General features: G+C 41.2%; 19 protein-coding genes. 16 read left to right on the forward strand and 3 right to left on the reverse strand.

The annotated features are described in order from the left end of the window. Position 1: 1 nt before the first annotated feature. The gene (hemL, locus tag L0657_RS20805) at positions 2-1,294 is read left to right on the forward strand and encodes a glutamate-1-semialdehyde 2,1-aminomutase (RefSeq protein ID WP_235152697.1); all 1,293 of its coding nucleotides are present in this window, start codon (positions 2-4) and stop codon (positions 1,292-1,294) included. Between the two features lie 3 nt (positions 1,295-1,297). Beyond that, on the forward strand, positions 1,298-2,308 hold the full coding sequence (locus tag L0657_RS20810; protein WP_235152698.1) for a glycosyltransferase family 2 protein: 1,011 nt from the start codon (positions 1,298-1,300) through the stop codon (positions 2,306-2,308). A 43-nt stretch (positions 2,309-2,351) separates the two neighbouring features. Here L0657_RS20810 and L0657_RS20815 read toward each other — a convergent pair whose 3' ends face one another. Next, a complete protein-coding gene (locus L0657_RS20815; RefSeq protein WP_235152699.1) occupies positions 2,352-3,128 on the reverse strand; it encodes a class I SAM-dependent methyltransferase in 777 nt (258 codons plus the stop codon). Between the two features lie 110 nt (positions 3,129-3,238). Here L0657_RS20815 and L0657_RS20820 point away from each other — a divergent pair, with 110 nt between their 5' ends. Next, positions 3,239-3,577, forward strand: a complete 339-nt coding sequence (locus L0657_RS20820; protein WP_235152700.1) for a hypothetical protein — start codon at positions 3,239-3,241, stop codon at positions 3,575-3,577. A gap of 40 nt (positions 3,578-3,617) precedes the next feature. Here L0657_RS20820 and L0657_RS20825 read toward each other — a convergent pair whose 3' ends face one another. Further along, positions 3,618-3,842, reverse strand: a complete 225-nt coding sequence (locus L0657_RS20825) for a hypothetical protein (RefSeq protein ID WP_235153183.1) — start codon at positions 3,840-3,842, stop codon at positions 3,618-3,620. 163 nt (positions 3,843-4,005) lie between these two features. Here L0657_RS20825 and hisS point away from each other — a divergent pair, with 163 nt between their 5' ends. From hisS to L0657_RS20870, 9 genes are all read left to right on the forward strand, one after another. Further along, positions 4,006-5,364: a histidine--tRNA ligase gene (hisS, locus tag L0657_RS20830; RefSeq protein ID WP_235152701.1), complete on the forward strand. Its 1,359-nt coding sequence runs from the start codon at positions 4,006-4,008 to the stop codon at positions 5,362-5,364. A gap of 63 nt (positions 5,365-5,427) precedes the next feature. Continuing rightward, complete coding sequence (gene hisG, locus L0657_RS20835; protein WP_235152702.1) at positions 5,428-6,288, forward strand: ATP phosphoribosyltransferase; 861 nt, start codon at positions 5,428-5,430, stop codon at positions 6,286-6,288. 57 nt (positions 6,289-6,345) lie between these two features. Next, positions 6,346-7,614 (forward strand): histidinol dehydrogenase, encoded by a 1,269-nt coding sequence (hisD, locus tag L0657_RS20840; RefSeq protein WP_235152703.1) that lies wholly within the window; start codon positions 6,346-6,348, stop codon positions 7,612-7,614. A gap of 84 nt (positions 7,615-7,698) precedes the next feature. After that, positions 7,699-8,127 (forward strand): antitoxin Xre/MbcA/ParS toxin-binding domain-containing protein, encoded by a 429-nt coding sequence (locus L0657_RS20845; protein WP_235152704.1) that lies wholly within the window; start codon positions 7,699-7,701, stop codon positions 8,125-8,127. Further along, positions 8,128-8,571, forward strand: coding sequence for an RES family NAD+ phosphorylase (locus L0657_RS20850; protein ID WP_235152705.1), 444 nt, complete (start codon positions 8,128-8,130; stop codon positions 8,569-8,571). 56 nt (positions 8,572-8,627) lie between these two features. Beyond that, entirely contained in the window at positions 8,628-9,701 is a 1,074-nt protein-coding gene (gene hisC / locus L0657_RS20855) for a histidinol-phosphate transaminase (protein WP_235152706.1), read from the forward strand. 53 nt (positions 9,702-9,754) lie between these two features. Next, entirely contained in the window at positions 9,755-10,285 is a 531-nt protein-coding gene (locus L0657_RS20860; protein ID WP_235152707.1) for a hypothetical protein, read from the forward strand. Positions 10,286-10,398: 113 nt separating this feature from the next. Further along, complete coding sequence (locus L0657_RS28065; protein WP_235152708.1) at positions 10,399-13,728, forward strand: exodeoxyribonuclease V subunit beta; 3,330 nt, start codon at positions 10,399-10,401, stop codon at positions 13,726-13,728. Between the two features lie 15 nt (positions 13,729-13,743). Next, complete coding sequence (locus tag L0657_RS20870; RefSeq protein WP_235152709.1) at positions 13,744-14,226, forward strand: GNAT family N-acetyltransferase; 483 nt, start codon at positions 13,744-13,746, stop codon at positions 14,224-14,226. A 3-nt stretch (positions 14,227-14,229) separates the two neighbouring features. On the opposite strand, the gene L0657_RS20875 is transcribed toward L0657_RS20870, so the two are convergent. Next, positions 14,230-14,631, reverse strand: a complete 402-nt coding sequence (locus L0657_RS20875) for a DUF3224 domain-containing protein (protein ID WP_235152710.1) — start codon at positions 14,629-14,631, stop codon at positions 14,230-14,232. A gap of 297 nt (positions 14,632-14,928) precedes the next feature. Here L0657_RS20875 and L0657_RS20880 point away from each other — a divergent pair, with 297 nt between their 5' ends. The 4 genes from L0657_RS20880 to L0657_RS20895 are packed head-to-tail and all read left to right on the forward strand — an operon-like array spanning position 14,929 to position 21,693. Next, the gene (locus L0657_RS20880) at positions 14,929-18,369 is read left to right on the forward strand and encodes a response regulator (RefSeq protein ID WP_235152711.1); all 3,441 of its coding nucleotides are present in this window, start codon (positions 14,929-14,931) and stop codon (positions 18,367-18,369) included. Beyond that, positions 18,366-19,187, forward strand: coding sequence for a protein-glutamate O-methyltransferase CheR (locus L0657_RS20885; protein ID WP_235152712.1), 822 nt, complete (start codon positions 18,366-18,368; stop codon positions 19,185-19,187). The genes L0657_RS20880 and L0657_RS20885 overlap by 4 nt, the downstream gene beginning before the upstream one ends. Further along, positions 19,184-19,774: a chemotaxis protein CheB gene (locus tag L0657_RS20890; RefSeq protein WP_235152713.1), complete on the forward strand. Its 591-nt coding sequence runs from the start codon at positions 19,184-19,186 to the stop codon at positions 19,772-19,774. The genes L0657_RS20885 and L0657_RS20890 overlap by 4 nt, the downstream gene beginning before the upstream one ends. A gap of 2 nt (positions 19,775-19,776) precedes the next feature. After that, on the forward strand, positions 19,777-21,693 hold the full coding sequence (locus L0657_RS20895) for a response regulator (protein WP_235152714.1): 1,917 nt from the start codon (positions 19,777-19,779) through the stop codon (positions 21,691-21,693). Positions 21,694-21,742 lie beyond the last annotated feature (49 nt).

Raw genomic sequence — 21,742 nt, forward strand, 5'->3', positions numbered from 1 at the left:
TATGAATATTTCAACAAGTCAGGCGTTATTTGAAAAAGCGCAAAATTTTATTCCGGGTGGTGTGAATTCGCCCGTACGTGCCTTTCGCGCGGTTGGAGGTTCTCCGGTTTTTATAAAATCTGCGAAAGGGCCATATATTTATGACGAAGACGATAATGAATATATTGAATTAATAAATTCCTGGGGACCGATGATTCTTGGTCATGGGCATGAGTTAATTCAAAAAGCAGTTTCTGATGCGATTCAGCATTCTTTTTCCTTTGGCGCTCCAACGAGACGGGAAGTTGAAATGGCGGAGTTGATCACTTCAATGGTTCCGTCGATCGAAAAAGTTCGTATGGTGAACTCGGGTACGGAAGCGACCATGTCTGCTATTCGTGTCGCAAGAGGATTTACAGGCCGTGACAAAATTATCAAGTTTGAAGGATGTTACCACGGACACGGTGATAGCTTTTTAATTGCTGCGGGAAGTGGAGCTGTAACTTTTGGAACTCCAGATAGTCCTGGCGTGACAAAAGGTGTGGCGAACGATACACTAACGGCTCCATATAATGATCTTGAAGCAGTGCAGAAATTGGTTGATGCCAATAAGGGACATATCGCAGCATTGATTCTTGAACCTGTTGTCGGTAACATGGGTTGCGTATTGCCAGCTGACGGATTTCTGGAAGGACTGCGTAAAATTTGTGACGAAGAAGGAATCGTTTTGATCTTCGATGAGGTGATGACAGGATTTCGTTTGTCAAAAGGTGGTGCGCAGGAACGTTTCGGGATCAAACCAGATTTAACGACTTTGGGTAAAATAATTGGCGGAGGTATGCCAGTCGGTGCTTATGGCGGGAAGGCTGAGATTATGAACTGGGTTTCTCCGCTAGGGCCTGTTTATCAGGCAGGAACACTGTCCGGTAATCCGATTGCTATGGCAGCCGGCTTAACTATGCTGAATTATCTGAATGAGCATCCTGAGGTTTATTCACAACTTGAACTGTCGGGTCATAAGCTGGTCAACGGGTTTCGGAATTCTATGAAAAAATTAGGCTTAAATTATACGATCAATAGCGTCGGTTCAATGTATACTTTGTTTTTTACAGAGCAGCAAGTAACTGATTTTCCGTCAGCAAAATCGTCGGATCTGCCGCTATTTGGTAAGTATTTTCATGCGATGCTGGACCGAGGAATATATATGGGCCCGTCACAATTTGAAAGTATGTTTTTGTCAACCGCTCTGGAAGACAGCCATATCGAAAGAATTATTCAAGCGAACGAAGAGTCTCTTCAGGAAGTAATCGGCTAGGCGATGCGAAAATATTCTGTCATAATTCCTGTATATAACCGTCCTGACGAATTGCAGGAATTACTGACTTGTCTTTGTACACAATCGTACAAAAATTTTGAAGTAATTATCGTTGAAGATGGTTCTAAAATCATGGCTGATGACGTTGTGGAATCTTTCAAAAACCGTCTGGACGTACATTATTTCTATAAAGAAAATGGTGGACAGGGTTTCGCAAGAAATACTGGTTTTGAGAAAGCTTCCGGAGATTATTTTATTCTCTTAGATTCGGATGCATTGATTGAACCAGAGTACCTGTCGATCGTTGATACGAAACTTAATAATGAATATGTTGACCTTTATGGAGGACCGGATACAGACCATCCGTCTTTTTCTCCCATCCAAAAGGCAATCAGTTATTCCATGACTTCCTTCTTCACAACAGGAGGGATACGCGGTAAAAAAAATAACATGGGTGGAACATTTCATCCACGGAGTTTCAATATGGGGCTTTCACGTGCGGTTTGGGAGCGGACGGGAGGTTTTTTGACAAGCAGGATGGGAGAGGATATTTTGTTCAGTATTGCTGCTTTAAGGCTTGGTTTCAAGTCTGCACTTATTCCGGAAGCATTTATTTATCACAAACGCAGAACGCAATTTGGTCAATTTTTTCGCCAGCTAAAATTCTTCGGACGTGCAAGAATCAATATTGCCCGTTTTTATCCGGATGAGCTAAAACTGGTACACACTTTCCCGCTGCTTTTCACTGTTGGTGTATGCAGTATACCTTTCTGGTTTTTTATTTTTAAACCATTTTTTTTTCTCGGCCTTGCAGGATTATCGCTCTACGTAATTCTTTTATTCAGTGATGCGCTTAAAACAACAAAAAGCCTGCACGTGGCGAGTTTGAGTCTAATCGCTGCTTTCGTTCAGCTTTTCGGTTACGGCGTAGGGTTTATACAGGAAGGTTGGACGAGGATATGGGAGAAAAAATCGCATCGGGAGACTGGCGCAGCCATTGAGTATCCATCTTGATATAAAAAAAAGAGACAGGATTTTGATTCTGTCTCTTTTAATTTCACGCTATTTTTTGGCAAAAATAAACAATTTCCTGGCTAGGTAGAGAGTATTTTTTCACTTCTGCCGGTGTCAATTCGTCCATTACAAAACGATCTTCCTTAACAGTGAATCCACCTTTTTCCAGCTCTCTTCCATAATTTCTTCCAAAAAGACGTAAATGGTCATTTTGCAGGAAGTGAATTTCACGTTCTCTTGGATCTGTGATGGTCGGATCTTCATAGGTAACTTCATATTTCATATCCTGCGGCGACTGGATCAAAGCCCAGCCTCCTGGTTTCAAAACGCGGTGAAGTTCACTCATGGCACGAATATAGTCATCAACATGTTCCATGACGTGATTGCAAAACGCGACGTCGAATGTATTGTCAGGAAAAGGTATATCATGAATATCCATTTTCACTTTCGCCAACGGAGATTCGATGTCTGCTGTAATATAATCAAGATTTTTCATGTGCTCGAAACGGTCGATAAAACAGTACTCGGGCGCAACGTGAAGCACTTTAAGATCAGCGGTGAAAAAGCTAGTTTTACGTTTGAGATATAATCCCATCAAACGGTGTCTTTCTAGCGATAAACAATGGGGGCACAGCGCGTTATCGCGGCTTGAAGTATTCCGGCCATAAGGTAAAAATTTCTGGTAATGGCTGTTGCAAACCGGGCATTCTACCTTATTTCCAATATAAAAAATACTCAGAAAACGGGCGACCCAATGGCCAACTAATTGCAGGTATGGACGGGGAATGTAACGTAAAACTAAACTAATGATGGCTTTCATTAAACCAATTGATTAAAAATTAATAATTTTATGTTCTTACAAGGTAATAGTCTCTTAAAATGATTCCAGCAGTTAATCCAAAGCCACCGGGCAAACAACTTATTAAAAGAATGTCAACGCGTACCAAGTGGCTGATACTGGCCCCTGTGGGACTTGTTTTATTCAGTTGTGGTCTTATGGTTCTTAACGAAGCTGTGCATCAGCGCCGCGTCGGCGAGCCGACACAGGTTTGGGTTTTGCTTGGGCTTTACAGTCTTGCCTTGATTAATACCGGACTGATTTTTTTCGGAGAAGCATTACGATTTCGTATATTACTTGATGTTCGCCGTGAAACCAGACGCAGTATGCGCCAGCTATTGCGTAAAGTCAATGCCAAGGAGGTTCGTAAAGTCCCAGCACGAAAGAGCAAATCCGACAAAAAAACAAAAAGCCCTACCAAAACAGATTGACAGGGACTTGTTGATAACATAGTATCGGAGAGGCGCTTGATTATTGCTTATTAGCTTCAAACTGTGCTTTGATAGCCTCAACGTCGACATTTCTTACTTCTGGCTTACGCAAAAGGTTTTTGATTGTTGCTGTACGATTATTTGCAACAGCTTTATTTCTACGACTTTTACGTTTTAATTCCGTAACTCCCATTTTAAAATTATTGTTTTGTGAAAGAGCCGCAAAATTAAGGAAAATTGCGTAAATAAAGTAGTAAATAGTCATAAAAATTGCATAACCTCTCTAACTTTACGTTTTTAAATGCTGATTGTATCGCTTTTATTTTAGTCTGATTTGGATTGAAAGTCTGCAAACTCAGACGAAAATTGAAATGAAGGAACTAAACTGTTGCAACAGCCATTGACTATTTGAAAGAATTAAGAATTAAATGAGTAAACCAAGCCTTGCCCGCGGCACCCGTGACTTCGGTCCCGAACAAATGGTGAAACGCACCTTTATATTTGATACCATTCGTCGCTCTTTTCAACGGTATGGTTTTCAGCCACTGGAAACTCCGGCTTTTGAAAATCTATCCGTTTTGATGGGGAAGTATGGCGACGAGGGAGACCAGCTTCTTTTCAAAATTTTGAATTCCGGCGATTTCAGCGGGAAACTTAGTGATACCGATTGGAACGCGGGATATAAACCTTTAACAAGCAAAATCTCCGAAAAAGGTCTGCGTTATGATTTGACAGTTCCTTTTGCACGTTATGTCGTGATGAACCGCGGAACATTGGTGATGCCTTTTAAAAGATATCAGATCCAGCCGGTTTGGCGCGCAGATCGTCCGCAGAAGGGCAGGTACAGGGAGTTTTATCAATGTGATGCAGATGTCGTTGGAACGGATTCACTTCTTTGTGAAGCGGAGATTGTTCTGTTGCTTCATGATATTTTACCAAAGCTTGGTATTGAAGATTTTACAGTAAAAATTAATAACCGAAAGATTCTGACCGGAATCGCAGATATGATTGGCGCGCATGGGCAGGAGGGAACGCTTTGTGTAGCGATTGATAAGCTTGATAAAATTGGAAAAGAAAAAGTCGTTGACGAATTACGTGAGCGTAATTTTTCTGAGGAAAGCATAAATTTGCTCGATCCTGTTTTTTCTTTGACGGGCGGAAAAAATCCGTTTGCGGATTTACGAAGCTGGCTTGCTTCTTCTGAAATTGGTTTGAAGGGAATAGACGAACTGGAACATGTTTGGAGTATGGTGGAATCGCTCGGGCTGAAAAATTCTAAGATCCAGTTTGATGTAACGTTGGCCAGAGGTTTGTCTTACTATACAGGGGCAATTTTTGAAGTTAAGGCAAACAATGTCCAGATTGGAAGTATCTGTGGAGGCGGACGATATGACAATCTGACCGGCACTTTTGGTGTGCCCGGAATTTCCGGTGTCGGAATTTCTTTTGGTGTCGATCGGATTTATGACGTCATGGAAGAGTTAAATCTTTTTCCCGAAAATCAGACGATCAGCACAAAGGTAATGATCTCAAATTTTGACCAGGAAGCTTTTAAGTATGGCTTATCTGTTTTGCCTAAACTTCGTGAAGCAGGACTTAATGCTGAAATGTATCCGGATTCCGTAAAGTTGAAAAAACAGCTGGATTATGCCGACCGAAAAAATATTCCATTTGTGATCCTCATTGGGTCGGATGAAATGAATACCGGACAACTGACTTTGAAAAATATGAAAACCGGAGAGCAGCAAAAGGGATCAATTGAAGAGTTGATTGCTGCTGTCATTTAATAAATAAATAATCATTGGATTTTAAGCTGACCGTAAAACGCCTCGGCCAATTTTTTGAAAATCATGAACAATATATTACGAATTGCAATACAAAAGTCAGGAAGGTTAAGTGAAGATTCTTTGAAACTGATCAAGGAATGCGGGATTCGTTTTGATAACGGCGCCGGAAAACTTAAAACTGCTGCGACCAATTTCCCTGCTGAAATTTTATTTCTGCGTGACGACGATATTCCGGGTTATGTGGAGGATGGTGTTGCACATCTTGGAATTGTTGGCGAAAATGTTTCGGAAGAATCTGATAGAAATGTTGATACAGTTCATAAACTTGGTTTTTCAAAATGCCGTCTTTCGATTGGTGTTTTAAGAGAGCATGATTATGCTGGTGTTCAGGATCTTGAAGGGAAAAGTATTGCCACTTCTTATCCAAAACTTTTAGGGAAATATCTTGCTGAAAATAATGTAACTGCGCAGATTCATGAAATCAGTGGGTCTGTGGAAATCGCGCCAAGTATCGGTCTGGCTGATGCCGTTTGTGATATCGTAAGCTCTGGAAGTACGTTGCTGAGTAATGGTCTTAAAGAAGTCGAAACGATCTTCAAATCGGAAGCGGTGATGATCGCCAGCAAACATTTAACAGCGGAGCAACAGCAATTACTGGATCAGCTTTTGTTCCGTATTAAATCTGTTCAGGTTGCAAAAAACAACAAATATATTCTATTGAACTGCCCAACAAATGCGGTGGATGAAATCACTAAATATCTTCCGGGGATGAAAGCGCCGACAGTAATGCCTTTGGCAACTGAGGGTTGGTGTTCGATTCATTCGGTGATCAATGAAAATGATTTTTGGGAAAATATCGAGAAAATCAGACTGGCGGGTGCCGAGGGAATTTTAGTAATTCCGATTGAGAAAATGATTCTTTAAATGGCTATCGGCTGTCGGCAATCGGCTTTCGGCCTGGCGGTGAATAATAAATCAGTTATGAATATAATTTCTTATCCTGAAAGAAGCGAATGGCCTGAATTGCTTACCAGGCCGGTTCAGGATTCTTCTGCTATTGAGGGAAAAGTTTTGCCAATTCTGGATTTGGTAAAGACAAAAGGTGACGAAGGACTGCGTGAACTGGCTAAAAAATTCGATGGAATTGATCTAACAGATTTCGCTTTCTCACAAGAAGAATTTGATGCGGCGGAAGATCAGCTGGATGAAACTCTGAAAGCAGCGATTCGTCAGGCTTATCAGAATATATACACTTTCCATAAAGCGCAGATTCAATCGATCGAAAAGATTGAGACGATGCCGGGTGTTACCTGCTGGCGTAAAAGTGTCGGTATTGAGAAAGTTGGAATTTACATACCTGGTGGTACGGCGCCATTATTCAGTACGGTTTTGATGCTGGGAATTCCTGCTCAACTGGCTGGTTGTAAGGAAGTTATTTTATGTACGCCTTCAAATCATCCTGCCATTTTATTCGCTGCAAAGCTGGTTGGCGTTACTTCGGCATTCAGAATTGGAGGTGCGCAGGCGGTTGCTGCTATGGCTTATGGTACGGAAAGTGTTCCAAAAGTATACAAGATTTTTGGACCTGGAAATCAGTATGTAACCACTGCAAAGATGCTGATCAGTAAGGAAGGGATTGCGATAGATATGCCTGCCGGCCCTTCGGAAGTTGCGGTTTATGCGGATGATTCTGCTGTTGCGTCCTTCGTAGCGGCTGATTTGTTATCCCAGGCTGAACACGGTGCTGATAGCCAGGTGCTCTTGGTATCTACGAGTGAGAAGTTTTTAGCAGAAGTAAATGAAGAACTTTCTTCGCAGCTAGAACAACTTCCTCGTCGCGATCTTGCATCTCAATCCATCGCAAACAGTAAGGCGATTCTTGTCAACTCTACTTACGAAGCAATTGACATACTGAACGATTATGCGGCGGAACATTTAATTCTAAGTGTAAAGGATGCCGAAAATGTGGCGGACAAAATTTTCAACGCAGGGTCGATTTTTCTTGGAAATTACACACCTGAATCTTGTGGAGATTATGCGTCAGGTACTAATCATACCTTACCAACAAATGGTTATGCGCGCGCATACAGCGGTGTCTCGGTTGATAGTTTCGTGAAAAAAATAACTGTGCAGCATATCACCGAAACAGGGATTCGTAACATAGGTCCGACTGTTGAGGCGATGGCAGAGGCTGAATCTTTGGATGCGCATAAAAAGGCAGTGAGCATTCGTTTAGCTTCGTTATTATAAAATATAAAATTCGATAATTATAATAGTAGGAAAAATGTCGTATATTTGGAGGACTAATTTCTGGTCTTTTAAATATTGAAAAAGATGACAGCATTTATGGTTAATGAGCGTTTGGGAGGCTATACAGTCCTTAAACATTCAGTGAAAAATGATTTTGATCTTGCATACCTTGCGGAAAACGGTATTCCAAAAGCAGCGATTCAGCATCTTGCTGATTCTGTTGGTCTGGAATTGAAGGATATTATTTTACTTCTTCCCGTAACACCAAGGAATTTGCAGCGCTATAATGATACGGATCTGTTGAGCAATGTGGTCTCTGACCATTTGATTGCTTTGGCAGATCTTTTTTCAGTAGGTACCCGCGTTTTAGGAAGAGAATATTTTCTGGATTGGCTGAATCGCGACATTTTAGTTCTTGGTAATGAAAAACCAATTCAATTCCTTCGCACGCATGCGGGGATCGAATTGATAAAAACAGAACTGGGGCGCATTGAACACGGGATTTTTGCATAAATGGAGTTATTCAGGATAACCAGGGCGGAATACCAGAATGACCTGAGTGGGATAGGGGCTTATTATCATGGTGGACGCTGGAATACTCCACAGAATTCGATGCTTTATACATCATCACGGAGGTCATTGGCTATGCTGGAAATAATTGTGCACTGGCAACAGCCTATTCCTCCCAAAGGTTATGTCGTGGTGGTCATATTCATACCAGATTCAGTATCGATTATAAATCTTACTTATCCGATTCGTGACTGGTATGAGGATCAGCAGTGGAGTAAAGAAGTTGGCGATTCTTGGCTGCAAGGAAATGAATCATTGCTGATGAGCGTACCTTCTGCGATTGTTCCGGCTGAGAAAAATTACCTGATAAATCCCGCACATCCAGAAGCAGCTCTGATGAAAATAATTGATTTGGAACCGTTTCAGTTTGATAAAAGATTGTTTTAATTAATAATGAGATGAAGCCGGAACTGCTGGCATGAAGCTCTCAAATAGTAGCACTGATGAATAATTCTTTCGACCTGAATTCGGTCATTCGCCCCCACATCTTAACGCTGGCTCCATATTCTTCCGCACGTGACGAATACACGGGGCATGTCGGTATATTTCTGGACGCCAATGAAAATCCTTACGGATCCGTGACGGCTGAACATTATAACCGATATCCTGACCCATATCAGGCTGAGATCAAGGCAAAATTAAGTCCGATTAAAAAAATAGATACCGAAAGAATTTTTCTGGGAAACGGAAGCGACGAACCAATAGATTTACTGATCCGTGCGACTTGTACACCTGAAAAAGACCACGTCATTATTTTGCCACCGACTTATGGCATGTATGAAGTAAGTGCGTCAATTCATAATGTGCAGATAGATAAAGTTTCTCTAACCGCCGATTACCATATCGACGTAGAAGCTGTTTTAAAGGCAATCACGCCAGATACTAAAATTATCTGGGTTTGTACACCAAACAATCCGACAGGAAATGTGATGCAGGATACTACCATTGAAACGCTTTTGAAAAATTTCAACGGGCTGGTTGTCGTGGATGAAGCCTACGTGGATTTTACCGATGCGCCGTCATGGATAGGCCGTTTGGATGAGTTTCCAAATCTTGTCGTTTTACAGACTTTTTCCAAAGCATGGGGACTTGCCGGCCTGCGTGCGGGTATGTGTTTTGCTTCTGCGGAGTTGATCAGGATTCTGAATAAGATCAAGTCGCCCTATAATATCAGTCTTCCGGCTCAAAAAGCGCTTCTCGAAGGTTTAGAGGCAGAGGAAAAGAAAAATGAGATGGTCAAAGAAATTCTGAAAGAAAGGGCTTCTTTACGTACGATGCTGGAAAATTTATCGTTGGTGAATAAAGTATTTCCATCCGATGCTAATTTCCTGCTTGTTCACTTTGATGATGCAAAATCTGTAATGACTTATCTGATCGATGAAGCGATTATTGTCCGTGACAGATCACGCGTACATCTCTGTGAAGGCTGCCTTCGTATTACCGTCGGCACGGCAGATGAAAATGAGGTTTTAGTGGAATCCTTAAAAAAATATCAGCAAAATATCGTTATTGCATAAAACACAAAAATTCATCACATCAACTAACAATACCCCGCACCAACTATTTAATTATGAAGAAATTAGCACTTATTCTAACTTTTACACTTTGCTTCGGTTTAGCTCAGGCGCAAGATAACAACTGGGCTGTCGGTTTTAAATTAGGAGAACCAACCGGCGTTAACATTCGAAAATATTTCAATAATATCCACGCAATCGATGTAAACATAGGAACTTATGGCGGCGTATTTTCCAACGACCGGGATTATAGAAGTGGACGGTATAAAACGACTGGTTTAGCGGTCCAGGTTCATTATTTATGGACAACGCCACTTTTTAACTCAGAAGCTGTTCGAATCTATTACGGTTTGGGTGGACAGGTAAATAGCCGGAATTATTATCCAGACAATAAAAGACTGCTTCCCGCTCCCGGAGACCGTGAAAAAACAATTTCTCTGGGTGGATCAGCGATTGGTGGTGTAGAATATTTCATTCCGAATAACCGCATTTCGGTATTTTTGGAAGGTGGAACTTACATTGAATTATTACCAAGACCATTTTATTTCAGTCCGAATTTGTCAGCAGGTATTCGCTTCAATTTGTAATTAAGATAATACCGTCATATCGCATAGTAAGAGCAGGCATCAGCCTGCTTTTTTTGTAAATTGGTCAACGCATTTTCAAGTGCAACATTTACTTCTTCAAAAGTATATCCAACGTGTTTAAAGTATACAGCTCTTCGGCGGGTTCAGGTAAGACATACACACTTACAAAAGAATATCTGAAACTTGCCCTCCATTCCAATTCGGATACCTATTTCAGGCAGATTCTTGCTGTCACTTTTACCAATGCCGCAGCAAACGAAATGAAGGAACGCATACTCCTTATGCTGAGAACATTTTCAGATGCGATGACGTCAACGGCAGCAGAACATCCAATGCTCCGTGATGTAGTTACCGAATTATATCCGGTGACCCTGACGGATCCGGCGTTATATGCAGGAGCAAAAGAGCTGATTTCGGTGCGGGCACAACTGGTTTTCAGGCAGATACTTCATCGTTATTCTGATTTCTCTGTGATGACGATCGATAAATTCACACAACGCCTGATCAGCAGTTTTACGGATGAACTTGGTATTCCCTTCGTTTTTGAGACCCAACTTGACGGAACTTTGCTGGACGAAGCGGTGGATCGTCTCCTCGCCAGGATCGGGCAGGAAGGGGAGGATGTTCTATCGGATATTGTTGAAAAATATTATCGTGAAAAAGCAGAAGAAGGAAAGAGCTGGGCATCTTTGCCTGCGCAGATCCGTGAAACTGCCGGTACGCTGCTGAGCGAACAAAGTTATTTGCAAATGCAGCGTGTTTCCAATTTGCAGATGGGCGACTGGGTTGCGATCCGCAATCAAATGCGTGCGTTTGTGAAAGGGAGAGAAGAGTCTATAAAACGTTTGGCGCTGAGCGGTTTTGAGCTGATCGTTAATGAGTTTTTAACAGATAAGGATTTTTACCAGGGAGCGAGAGGAATATATGGTTATTTCAAGGACAGAAGTGAGGGTAAAAATATCTGGACAGCTCCAAATTCGTACGTGAGCGGAAAAACGATCGGGGAAGAGAACTGGTATGGTGCCAAAACTGCTGCGCCGATTAAGGACAAAATTGAATCCATCCGTGCCGAATTGGAGCGGTTGTATCATGCAATTGAAAATATAAGAAATGGTGAATCGCAGAAGATAACTTTATACCAACAACTTGAAAAACATCTTTATAATCTGTCGCTGCTGGGAGAGATCAGGAAGGAATTTGATGCACTTCTAAGGCAAAATAATCAGGTTCATATTTCAGATTTCAACAGAAGAATTCTTGAAATCGTCGCGAAAGAACCTGTTCCTTTTATTTTTGAAAGACTGGGAGAAAAGTATAATCATATTCTGGTTGACGAGTTTCAGGATACATCAAAACTGCAATTTGCCAATCTGCTTCCGCTGATCGAAAACGCTTTGGCAGACGGTTATTTCAATTTGATCGTAGGTGATGCCAAGCAATCAATTTACCGGTTTCGCGGTGGAGATATGGATTTGATCCTTCATCTCGCACAAAATCAGGTTATGGCGCTCGTCCCGATTTTAGGAAATAACGTTTATAATGAAGAAAGATTATGGAGCGTTGACAGCCAGTTGGAAATTGATCATTTGCGAACAAATCGTAGAAGTTATCGGGAAATTACAACGTTTAATAATCAATTTTTTGGATTTATTTCAGATACGGTAGGTCAGGAATTTCCATTAATCAAGTCGGTTTACGACGAAAATTTTAAACAGGAAATTCCGGATGGTGTAAAGGATGGCGGGCATGTGCAGCTGGAATTTTTAGATATGCAGGAGGGTGCGGATGAATTTTCAGAGGTTGAAACGAAAAATGACGCGATTGTAAAACGAAGTTTGGAATTGATCACTGAACTCCGGGAGACTGGTTACCAGTGGAGAGATATTGCGATTTTATGCCGCAAAAAGAAAGAAGCAACTTCGCTGGCCAATGCGTTAAAGGAAATTGGTTATCCACTTATCTCGGATGATGCGTTGTCGCTGGGTTACTCGCGCTCTGTTCATTTTGTAATTTCTTTTATGGAAGTTTTACATACTGATCAGCGTTTAAAGCGATACGAAGCAGCTTATTTATTTCATCGCGTTATAAGAAAAGAAATTCCGACGGCGCAGGAACATGAAGCCCTTCGCGAGCTTTGTATCTTCAAAGGATTGGATAGTTTTCTTGCTTATTTTGCTAAATATGGCGTAGAGCTGACAGCATTCAGGATGAGGCAGTTGACCGTTTTCGAATTAAGCGAGCTGCTTATGCAAACTTTTGGTTTGTTCGAAAACAAAACCGAAAGTGAATATTTATTCAGATTCCTCGATGTTGTTTTGGAATTTGGGACGAGACGAAGTAATCATCTGGGTGACTTTTTGCAACATTGGGAAACAGCAAAAAATAAACTTTCAATCACCATTCCGTCGGATACTGATGCGCTCCGAATCACAACGATTCATAAATCCAAAGGGCTTGAATATCCGGTTGTTATCGTTCCTTATGCAAATTGGAAAGTAACGCCTAACGCGAAACTGGATCGGCTCTGGATTGATCTGGAAGATATTTCCTACGATGAACTAAGTCTTGCTGAAAAAAATGAAGAAGTGGCCGCAGGGAAAAAACTGAAAAGTTCGCTGGTTTCCGTTGTCAAAGATCTTGATAATACGCTGGTTGCCGAACAGTATCAGGACGAGAAAACGCGTACTCTGGTTGAAAATTTGAATCTGCTATACGTAGCTTTCACCCGCCCCGTCCAACGCCTTTATGTTTTGTCAAAACGTGAAAAAAACTGGAACCAATCATCTCAGGTCAGCAACTGGATGCATGATTTTCTTTCGCAGGAAAATTTCCAGCCAGCTTACAACGAGATTGAAAGCAAGTATGTTCTTTCCCAGGGAGACGGGGATTATTTTCACGCTCATGCGAGAAGCAATTCAGAAAGTTTTATTATTGATGATATAATCAGCAACGACAGAACGGATTCGTTACGACTTCGGAGAATGGCTGAGCGGATTTTTGATGTTGAAACTTTCGAGCGAAAAAAAGATCATCTTCAAAAAATGCGTCATTTGCTGATCACCATGAATCGGGTCAAGGATTTGGGTGACGCGGAAGGTCAGCTGGTACGGGATGGTATTGTAACACGTGAAGAAGCGAAAAACCTCTATTTTCAATTGACTGATTTATTTAAGAATGAGTCGTTGAAAGATCTTTACAGCGAAGCGGTCAAGATCCAGGTGAACAAAGAGTTGCTGCTTCCAGGTGGAAAAATGCTTCATGTAGATCGAATCGTCCAATTACCGGATGAAAGTTATGTATTTATGAGTTTTGTTGCGGGTATTGGAAGTGACCAGTCGCGACAGCATCTTAAAAGACTTGTGAAGGTATATACCGCTGAGGGAAAATCTGCCGCAGCTGTTTTGATTACACTTGAAAATGACGGAATCGAATGGATTTTGTAAAAATACGATATTGAAATGAGCATTGAAATAACAGAAATTGATCAGAACGATAACTTTGAATTGGCGTTAATCATCCGGAATACATTAAAGGAATTTAACGCGGACAAGCCGGGAACTGTATATTACGACGAGAGTACCGATCATTTGAGCGATCTATTCATGGTCAAAAACAGCAAATATTTTGTAGCAAAAAGCGACGGCAAACTTTTGGGCGGCGCAGGAATTTTTCCAACGGATGGGTTGCCTGATGATACCTTGGAATTGGTTAAAATGTATCTGATACCTGAGGCAAGGGGTATAGGTTTAGGCAAGACACTAATTGAAAAATGTATTGCAGAGGCGAAAAACCAGGGATTTTCAAGGATATACCTTGAAACTATGCCAGAACTTGACAAAGCTGTTAAAGCTTATGAAAGATTGGGTTTTACTTTACTCAAAAACCCGTTAGGCAATAGCGGACATCATTCATGCGAACTTTGGATGTCCAAAAAAATTTAACGATTACGCTGTAAATGAATAATTTAAGGTCAGGTGGAATTCTTTTGATTCTCCGGAAGTAAAAATGGCTTCGCCACGTAAGCCGGCAAGCTCGTTTGTTCCGCTTCCGGCGACAACCTTTCTCGTAGAAGTAATTACTCCGTTTTCAAAAACGCCTGAATGTTCCAGGACAAAACTGCCATTTTTCCCGGCTAGTGTCCCCGTAAATCTTTCTAACCCATAAACGGTCGCCTTCTTATCATTAAGATAATTTTTCAGCTCCATTATCACACTCTCTCCCGATAATTCGCCTTCGTAAAAAATAAAAAATTTCCCAGTAGTTAATTTTTGTCCATTTTCGATTTTACTAAAAGATTCTTCATATCCATCGGTTATATGAAAAACAGCGGAGGCAGATAATGTCATCTTTAAAAGGTATTTTTTGATGTTTCTCAAAAATAGGAGAAAACAGATATAGTTGTTAGGTTTTTTCTGATTAATCTAAACAACAATAATCGGATCAGAACTATGGAAATATAATAAATTCCATATTTCTCATAGTAAAATCACGGTCCATGGAAATTATATTATCACGTAGAAAACTTTCTACTATTTGTGTGGCTAAAATAAGACAAAAAGCTAGTTCAGGGACTTTTTTTTGTAGATATTCACAGATATTTTCAAATATCAGCATTTTCACCTCTTCGTTAGTCACACTTTAATATGCGATTTTCTTTTCAAAAACAGGTTTTTACTGGCATATTCTTATCCATATTTCTTGTAATAATCGTAGGTTACTCCTCATATAACGCAATCCTTTTACAACAAGAAAATACCCGTTGGGTTGATCATACACGGGAAGTCATCAGGTCTTCGATGGAGGTCCGGAACCAGCTTTTGACTGCTGAAACTAACCTTCGGGGTTTTGCGATACTAAAAAACAGAAGTTTTGAGCGAATCCACCAGAATGCCAGTGACAAAACCTGGGAACAATTTAATTTGCTGCAAAAACTAGTTGTTGACAATCCCGGCCAGGCTGCCCGATTGGATTCATTGGCACCAGTGTTAAAAAACAGGCTGGACTTGATGGCAAGACAATTCGACATGCTGAAAGCTGGGAATTATTCTTCGGATTCACTTACGGCTATGCTGTTAGGCGGGCAGCAATTATCTGCGCAGCTGAAACTTTATTTTGATAAGATTGAAAACATAGAAAATGGGTTACTTGAAATACGTGAGGATCAATTAGTGCTCAGTTCAACGAGGGCCAAACAGGTTATTTTGGTCGGAACAACCGTTTTTTTGTTGGTTATTTTCGTCTTGTTCTATTTCATCCGTAAAACTTATCTCGCTCAGCTAAGTTCTGAAAAGGAGACGATGAAAGCTAATCAGGAGCTCGAAGTACTGTCAAGGGAAGATCAGCGGAAAAACTGGATTTTGTCGGCGGCTGTTGAGGTGAGTATTATTATTCGGGGAGAACCGAGTGAGGATGAACTTACACAAAACTTTCTTAATCGCGTCGCTGAGGTCACCCAGGCTGCGACAGGCGTTTTGTACATGATTAATCGTGTTGGAAATGCCTGGGATCTGGCGGCAACTTATGCGGTAGAACGCAACGATGATTTACCTAATTGTATTACCAGGGAAAGCGGCGTTCTGGGGCAAATGATACAGGAAAAATCAGCCATTAAACAACTTGAAGTCGCGCCAGGATATTTGAAAATTAATTCAGGTCTTGGCGGAGCTATGCCAAATACGGTGCTTATAAAGACGTTAATGCAGGCAGGAAAAGTTGTCGCAATTCTTGAACTTGGTTATTTGGGAAGACCTGACGACAATGTCGGTAAATTACTTGAACGGATTTCTGATGGTGTTGCCATTGCGTTTACTGCGGCGCGTGAAAGACAGCTTATGAAAGAATTGCTTGACAAAACCCAACTTCAGGCCGAAGAGCTGGAAAGTCAGCAGGAAGAATTGAGGGTTACAAATGAGGAATTGATTCGTCAAACTTTACTTTTACAGGTTTCGGAAGAAGAACTCCGCGTACAACAGGATGAGTTAAAACAGATTAACACGGAGTTGGAAGAAAAAGCCTTCCTGTTGGAAGAACAAAAAGATACAATTGAAGAAGCGCGTGACCAGATTCAGCGTAAGGCTGATGAACTCGAAACCTCAGGACGGTTTAAAAGTGAATTTCTTGCAAATATGAGCCACGAGCTCCGGACGCCACTAAACAGTATCCTTATTCTGTCGAGGATTCTGTCTGAGAACAAAGCAGGTCGTTTGAATGAGGAGGAGGAAAAGTTTGCATCGGTGATTAACAATTCGGGAAATGACCTGCTGACGCTTATCAACGATATTCTGGATTTGGCAAAAGTTGAAGCCGGGAAGATAGAACTTCATTCAGAGGAGGTGGATACTGGTTATTTACTTTCGGAAATCAGAAATACTTTCCAGAAGATGGCTGAAAATAAAGGCCTTAATCTTGCACTTCTCAAAGGAGAAAATTGTCCTGAAAATTTATTTATTGATCAAACCAGACTGGTCCAGATACTGAGAAACCTGCTTTCTAACGCTGTTAAATTTACTTCTGCCCCAGGCACAGTTTCCTTAATCGTTTCGAAAGTAAATGACATTCTGAATTTCGAAGTTTCTGATACGGGAATTGGAATTCCAGAAAATAAACAAAAAGCAATTTTCGAAGCTTTCCAGCAGGCCGACGGATCGACTAGCAGAAAATATGGCGGTACTGGACTGGGATTATCCATCAGCCGTGAATTAGCCAGTCTGTTCCAAGGCTCTATTTCTTTGAAAAGTGAAGTTGGTAAAGGTTCAACTTTCACACTTTCCATCCCGATTCAAATGAATCCTGACAAAGCCGGCAATTCAGAAGATATTTCAGAAACGCAGGATTCGGGAGAAAAGGTTAAAATTGAGCTGGTACCGTCAGTTCTAAGCATAAAGAGAGAAGGATCAAACCGGTTATTACTGATCGAAGATGATCCGATTTTTGCCGATGATATGGTCAGCAAAGCACGTGAAAGTGGTTTTGAAGTGGTTGTTGCCGAAACGGGTTATCAGGCATTAAGTCTTGCACAGACTTTCAAACCCACAGCCATAATTCTGGATATGCATCTTCCTGATCTTTCGGGAGATGAAGTATTAAAGGCGTTGAAATCAGATCCTGAAACACAGTTGATTCCGGTGCATACTGTTTCTGCGGGTGATGAAAGTATTGCCAGAGTACTTGAAGAAGGAGCCATTGGTTTCATGCAGAAGCCTGTCGACAAACGGTCGGCAGAGGTAATTTTCGATCTATTAAAATTGGAAGGAGCAAATCTGGATAAAAAGAGAATTCTTTTGATCGAAGACGACGCTTTTCAAAGTAAATATTTCGGGGATTTTCTTGAAGATAACAATCTGTTTGTATTATACGCTTTCTCCGGTAAAGAAGCAATTTCGCTGCTTTCAAGAGAGGTTGTTGATGGGATAATACTTGATATTCGCCTTTCTGATATTAACGGACTGGATCTTCTTGATCAGATTAAAGCAGTTCCAAAATGGTCGAATTTACCGGTTGTGGTCAATACGGCCGAAGATCTGTCACAGGAGGATCTTACGCGCGTGATGAAATATGCTCATCCGGTAGTCATGAAGACGCGGAAATCTAATGATCGTTTGCTGGATGAAGTCAATTTATTCCTGAAAAAATTTCAGCTGAAAGCGGCTCCATCCATTCAAAATAATCCCTCGTTCAGTAATCCGGTCGTTCATGCTGAACGTGTTTTTGTTGGAAAAAAGGTACTGTTGGCTGACGACGATATGAGGAATATTTTCGCATTGAGCGCAGTTTTGGAGCAGGCTGGTTTTGCGATTACCATTGCAACAAATGGTCGCGAGGCATTGGAAAAACTTTCCCAGGAAAAAGATATAGATCTGGTTTTAATGGATGTGATGATGCCTGAAATGGATGGTATTGAGGCTACGAAGATGATCAGGAAACAGGGGAAATGGAATAATCTTCCGATCATCGCCGTTACCGCAAAAGCGATGCAAGGCGACCGTGAACTTTGCCTGGCAGCCGGAGCAAATGATTATATTTCAAAACCAGTGGATATAGATAAGTTGTTGTCATTGATAAAAGTTTGGCTGCATTCCGCATGAGAATAATGACATTGGAATATGAGGAGCTGGAATTCATCATCATGAAGGTTAAGGAAGTTTCGGGTTTTGATTTTTCAGGATACGCCCGGCCGTCGCTGCTGCGGAGAGCGTCGGGATATTTGGTAAAGCATGCTATGGATCTGTCAGAATTGACCTCGCATATCGAGCTGGGAGGAAATTCAGTTTATGATTTTATTCAGGAATTGACGGTAAATTATTCCGAAATGTTTCGCGATGCTGAGTTTTTTATCAAGTTACGGTCTGAGGTTTTCAGTTATCTGGAATCTTATCCGACAATACGGCTTTGGGTAGCTGGCTGCGCTTCGGGGGAGGAAGCATATTCGCTCGCGATTTTGCTTAAAGAAACCGGATTGTACGACCGCTCATTGATTTATGCCACTGATCTAAGTCAGCGGGTACTGGCATCCGCTCGACAGGGCGTTTTTAGTTTGGGTAACATGCGGACATTTTCAGAAAATTACCTATTGTCAGAGGGCAAAAAATCGTTGTCCGATTATTATCATGTGGCTTATAATCAGGCTGTCATGATTCCGGATTTAAGAAAGAATATCGTCTTTTCTTTGCATGATCTTACGGGCGACGGCGTTTTTAATGAGTTTCAAATGGTTAGTTGCAGGAATGTAATGATATACTTTAATCTTGAACAAAGGCAAAAAGTTTTTAAACTTTTATACGAAAGTCTGGCCATGTTTGGTTTTTTATGTTTGGGAAAGCGGGAGACCTTGCGATATTCAGGTTTTGAAGAAAATTTCAGGATAATCAATATGCATTTGAATATCTATCAGAAAATAAAATGATTCAAAAGCATGATGATTCGGTTAGTTTGGTGCTGTTAGGGGGCTCGTCGGGGAGTTTTTCAATATTTGAGGAGATCTTAAAATTGTTGGATCGGCCATTACAGTGCTCGATCGTATTCGTTTTGCATCGTGGAAAATCGAGCTTGTCTGAATTACCACAATTGTTCAGGTCCTACACGCAGCTTCAAATGGAAGAGCCGCAGCATCTAGATCCAATTGTTAAAAACTGCATCTATTTTGCAGTACCGGATTATCATTTACTAATCGGGCCAGACGGGAGGTTCTATCTGGATAATGACGAAAAAGACTTTTTCTCCCGTCCTTCCATTGACGCCACATTCGTTTCAGCCGCTCAGTCGGGACTTAACATAAAAGCGGCATTGCTATTTTCTGGCGCCAGCGAAGATGGAGCGTTTGGGATGAAGCTGATCGCCGAAAAGGGCTTTAAGACTTACGTGCAGAATCCATTAACTGCGGAAGTTGCACGAATGCCCGCTGCTGCGATCCGGCAGTATAGCAAACATCATATTTTGAATGAAAATTTTTTTGAAGAAATCAGAAGTATACTTTACAGTTACTCAACGTAAATATGGAAAAAACTAAAATTCTTTTGCTTGATGACAGGGAGGAAAATCTGATTTCTCTGAAAGCCATTCTTAATCGTGATGACATAACGATTTTCGCCACAACTTCCCCGAACGAGGCCCTTCGGATTGTTTGGGAAAATGAGATTGCAGTGGCTCTCGTGGATGTGCAAATGCCTGGAATGGATGGTTTTGAGTTTGCTGAAACTTTGGCTTCGAACCTGAAAACCCGAGAGATTCTGATCGTTTTTGTAACAGCTATTTCCAAAGAAACGACCTATGCTGTTCGTGGACTGAAAACCGGCGCGATCGATTATTTATATAAACCGCTTGATCCTTACATAACGAACGCTAAGGTTGATTCCCTGATACGTTTGGCAACTAGTCAGCGGGAAGTCCGGGACAAAAACAAATTACTTGCAAATTACGCCACAATCGTGACTAATTCTCCGGATATAATCTGCACGGTCCAGGCAGATTCTGGCCGGATTATGTCAATAAATCCATCGGTCAAATCTATTCTCGGCCTTGATCCTGAGAAGTTGATCAACATATCAATGCTCGATCTGCTGGTTGAACCGATGCAGTCAGGCTTACAACGTGTTTTGATCAATCAGAATTATTTGAGCGGTGATACCATTGTTGTAGAAGATCAGTTTTTTGGGAAATTCCGTCAGCCGGTTTGGCTGGAATTACGGATTATGTATAAAAACAGACTGCTCTTTATAAATCTTCATGATATTGAAAAACGGAAGGCCCACGAACTCGCGCTGGTAGAAGCCAGAAGCCTGGCTGACAAATCCAGAAAAGTGAAAGAGGCATTTCTGGCAAATATGAGTCACGAAATCAGGACGCCCCTGAATGGAATTATCGGGATAGGGAATCTTCTGGAAGCTACCGAACTAAATAACCAACAGAAAGAATTACTTGAAATGCTGCTGCATTCGTCAGGTTCCTTGCTCAACATTCTGAACGACATTCTGGATATTTCCAAAATCGACGAAGGTAAATTTTCGATACTTCCGACACCGACAAGTTTAAGTATGGTAGGGAAGGGAATCGTAGATTTGATGCGTTTTAAGGCGGATGAAAAAAGACTTCAATTGTCTCTCTCTGTTGATAGTAAGATACCTGAAAGTGTGTTAATCGATGGAATGCGCCTTAATCAGATACTGATGAATCTGGTAGGAAACGCTTTAAAGTTTACACATGCAGGTTATGTAAAATTGAAAATTGAGCATATAGGTGTGTCCGGCGAATTGCATGAAGTCAGATTTGCAGTAGAAGATTCTGGTATTGGGATCTCCGAAGACAAGATTTCCAGAATTTTTTCAGCTTACGGGCAAGCAACCGCCGAAACCTCGCATAATTATGGAGGAACAGGTCTTGGATTAACGATTTCTCAAAAATTGGTTTTGTTGATGGAAAGCGAGCTGAAAGTAACCAGCCAGTTTCAGAAAGGGAGTGAGTTTTATTTCACGTTGATGCTGAAAGATGCCAACCAGAAACAGATCTTGAAAAAGCCTGTTGTTTCCTTCAAAAGCCTGGAACCTTATTTTGGAAAAAAAGTTTTGGTGGCCGAAGACAATCATATCAATGCAATGCTGATTAATAAATATTTAACGACGTGGCTCATAGATACGACGCTGGTTGTCAATGGGAAAGAAGCTGTTGATGCTGTCCAAAACCAAAATTTTGATTTAATTATTATGGATACCCGGATGCCGGAAATGGATGGATTTCAGGCTGCCCGTTATTTGCGAATTGAATTGAAGGTCTCAACACCGATTTTGTCACTTTCTGCCACGGTACTTGAAGAAGATCTTCGTCAGGCAATCGAATCAGGAATGGATGATACTTTATCTAAACCATTTGAACCTGTAAAATTGCATGAGAAAATCGGAAAGCTGCTGATGGCATAGCCATAGTTATCGACAAAGCAGCCGCTTGGTTCAAATGAAAAAAATATGA

Source organism: Dyadobacter sp. CY345 (assembly GCF_021502725.1).
Classification (GTDB): Bacteria; Bacteroidota; Bacteroidia; order Cytophagales; family Spirosomataceae; genus Dyadobacter.

Bases quoted from the DNA above. Each gene is read 5' to 3' on its own strand.
- L0657_RS20860 (WP_235152707.1), top strand. From the start codon at position 9,755: ATGAAGAAATTAGCACTTATTCTAACTTTTACACTTTGCTTCGGTTTA.
- L0657_RS20880 (WP_235152711.1), top strand. From the start codon at position 14,929: ATGCGATTTTCTTTTCAAAAACAGGTTTTTACTGGCATATTCTTATCC.
- L0657_RS20810 (WP_235152698.1), top strand. From the start codon at position 1,298: ATGCGAAAATATTCTGTCATAATTCCTGTATATAACCGTCCTGACGAA.
- L0657_RS20870 (WP_235152709.1), top strand. From the start codon at position 13,744: ATGAGCATTGAAATAACAGAAATTGATCAGAACGATAACTTTGAATTG.
- L0657_RS20845 (WP_235152704.1), top strand. From the start codon at position 7,699: ATGACAGCATTTATGGTTAATGAGCGTTTGGGAGGCTATACAGTCCTT.
- hisS (WP_235152701.1), top strand. From the start codon at position 4,006: ATGAGTAAACCAAGCCTTGCCCGCGGCACCCGTGACTTCGGTCCCGAA.
- L0657_RS20850 (WP_235152705.1), top strand. From the start codon at position 8,128: ATGGAGTTATTCAGGATAACCAGGGCGGAATACCAGAATGACCTGAGT.
- L0657_RS20890 (WP_235152713.1), top strand. From the start codon at position 19,184: ATGATTCAAAAGCATGATGATTCGGTTAGTTTGGTGCTGTTAGGGGGC.
- hisG (WP_235152702.1), top strand. From the start codon at position 5,428: ATGAACAATATATTACGAATTGCAATACAAAAGTCAGGAAGGTTAAGT.
- L0657_RS20820 (WP_235152700.1), top strand. From the start codon at position 3,239: ATGTCAACGCGTACCAAGTGGCTGATACTGGCCCCTGTGGGACTTGTT.
- L0657_RS20815 (WP_235152699.1), bottom strand. From the start codon at position 3,128: ATGAAAGCCATCATTAGTTTAGTTTTACGTTACATTCCCCGTCCATAC.
- L0657_RS20885 (WP_235152712.1), top strand. From the start codon at position 18,366: ATGAGAATAATGACATTGGAATATGAGGAGCTGGAATTCATCATCATG.
- hisD (WP_235152703.1), top strand. From the start codon at position 6,346: ATGAATATAATTTCTTATCCTGAAAGAAGCGAATGGCCTGAATTGCTT.
- L0657_RS20875 (WP_235152710.1), bottom strand. From the start codon at position 14,631: ATGACATTATCTGCCTCCGCTGTTTTTCATATAACCGATGGATATGAA.
- L0657_RS20825 (WP_235153183.1), bottom strand. From the start codon at position 3,842: ATGACTATTTACTACTTTATTTACGCAATTTTCCTTAATTTTGCGGCT.
- hisC (WP_235152706.1), top strand. From the start codon at position 8,628: ATGAATAATTCTTTCGACCTGAATTCGGTCATTCGCCCCCACATCTTA.
- hemL (WP_235152697.1), top strand. From the start codon at position 2: ATGAATATTTCAACAAGTCAGGCGTTATTTGAAAAAGCGCAAAATTTT.
- L0657_RS20895 (WP_235152714.1), top strand. From the start codon at position 19,777: ATGGAAAAAACTAAAATTCTTTTGCTTGATGACAGGGAGGAAAATCTG.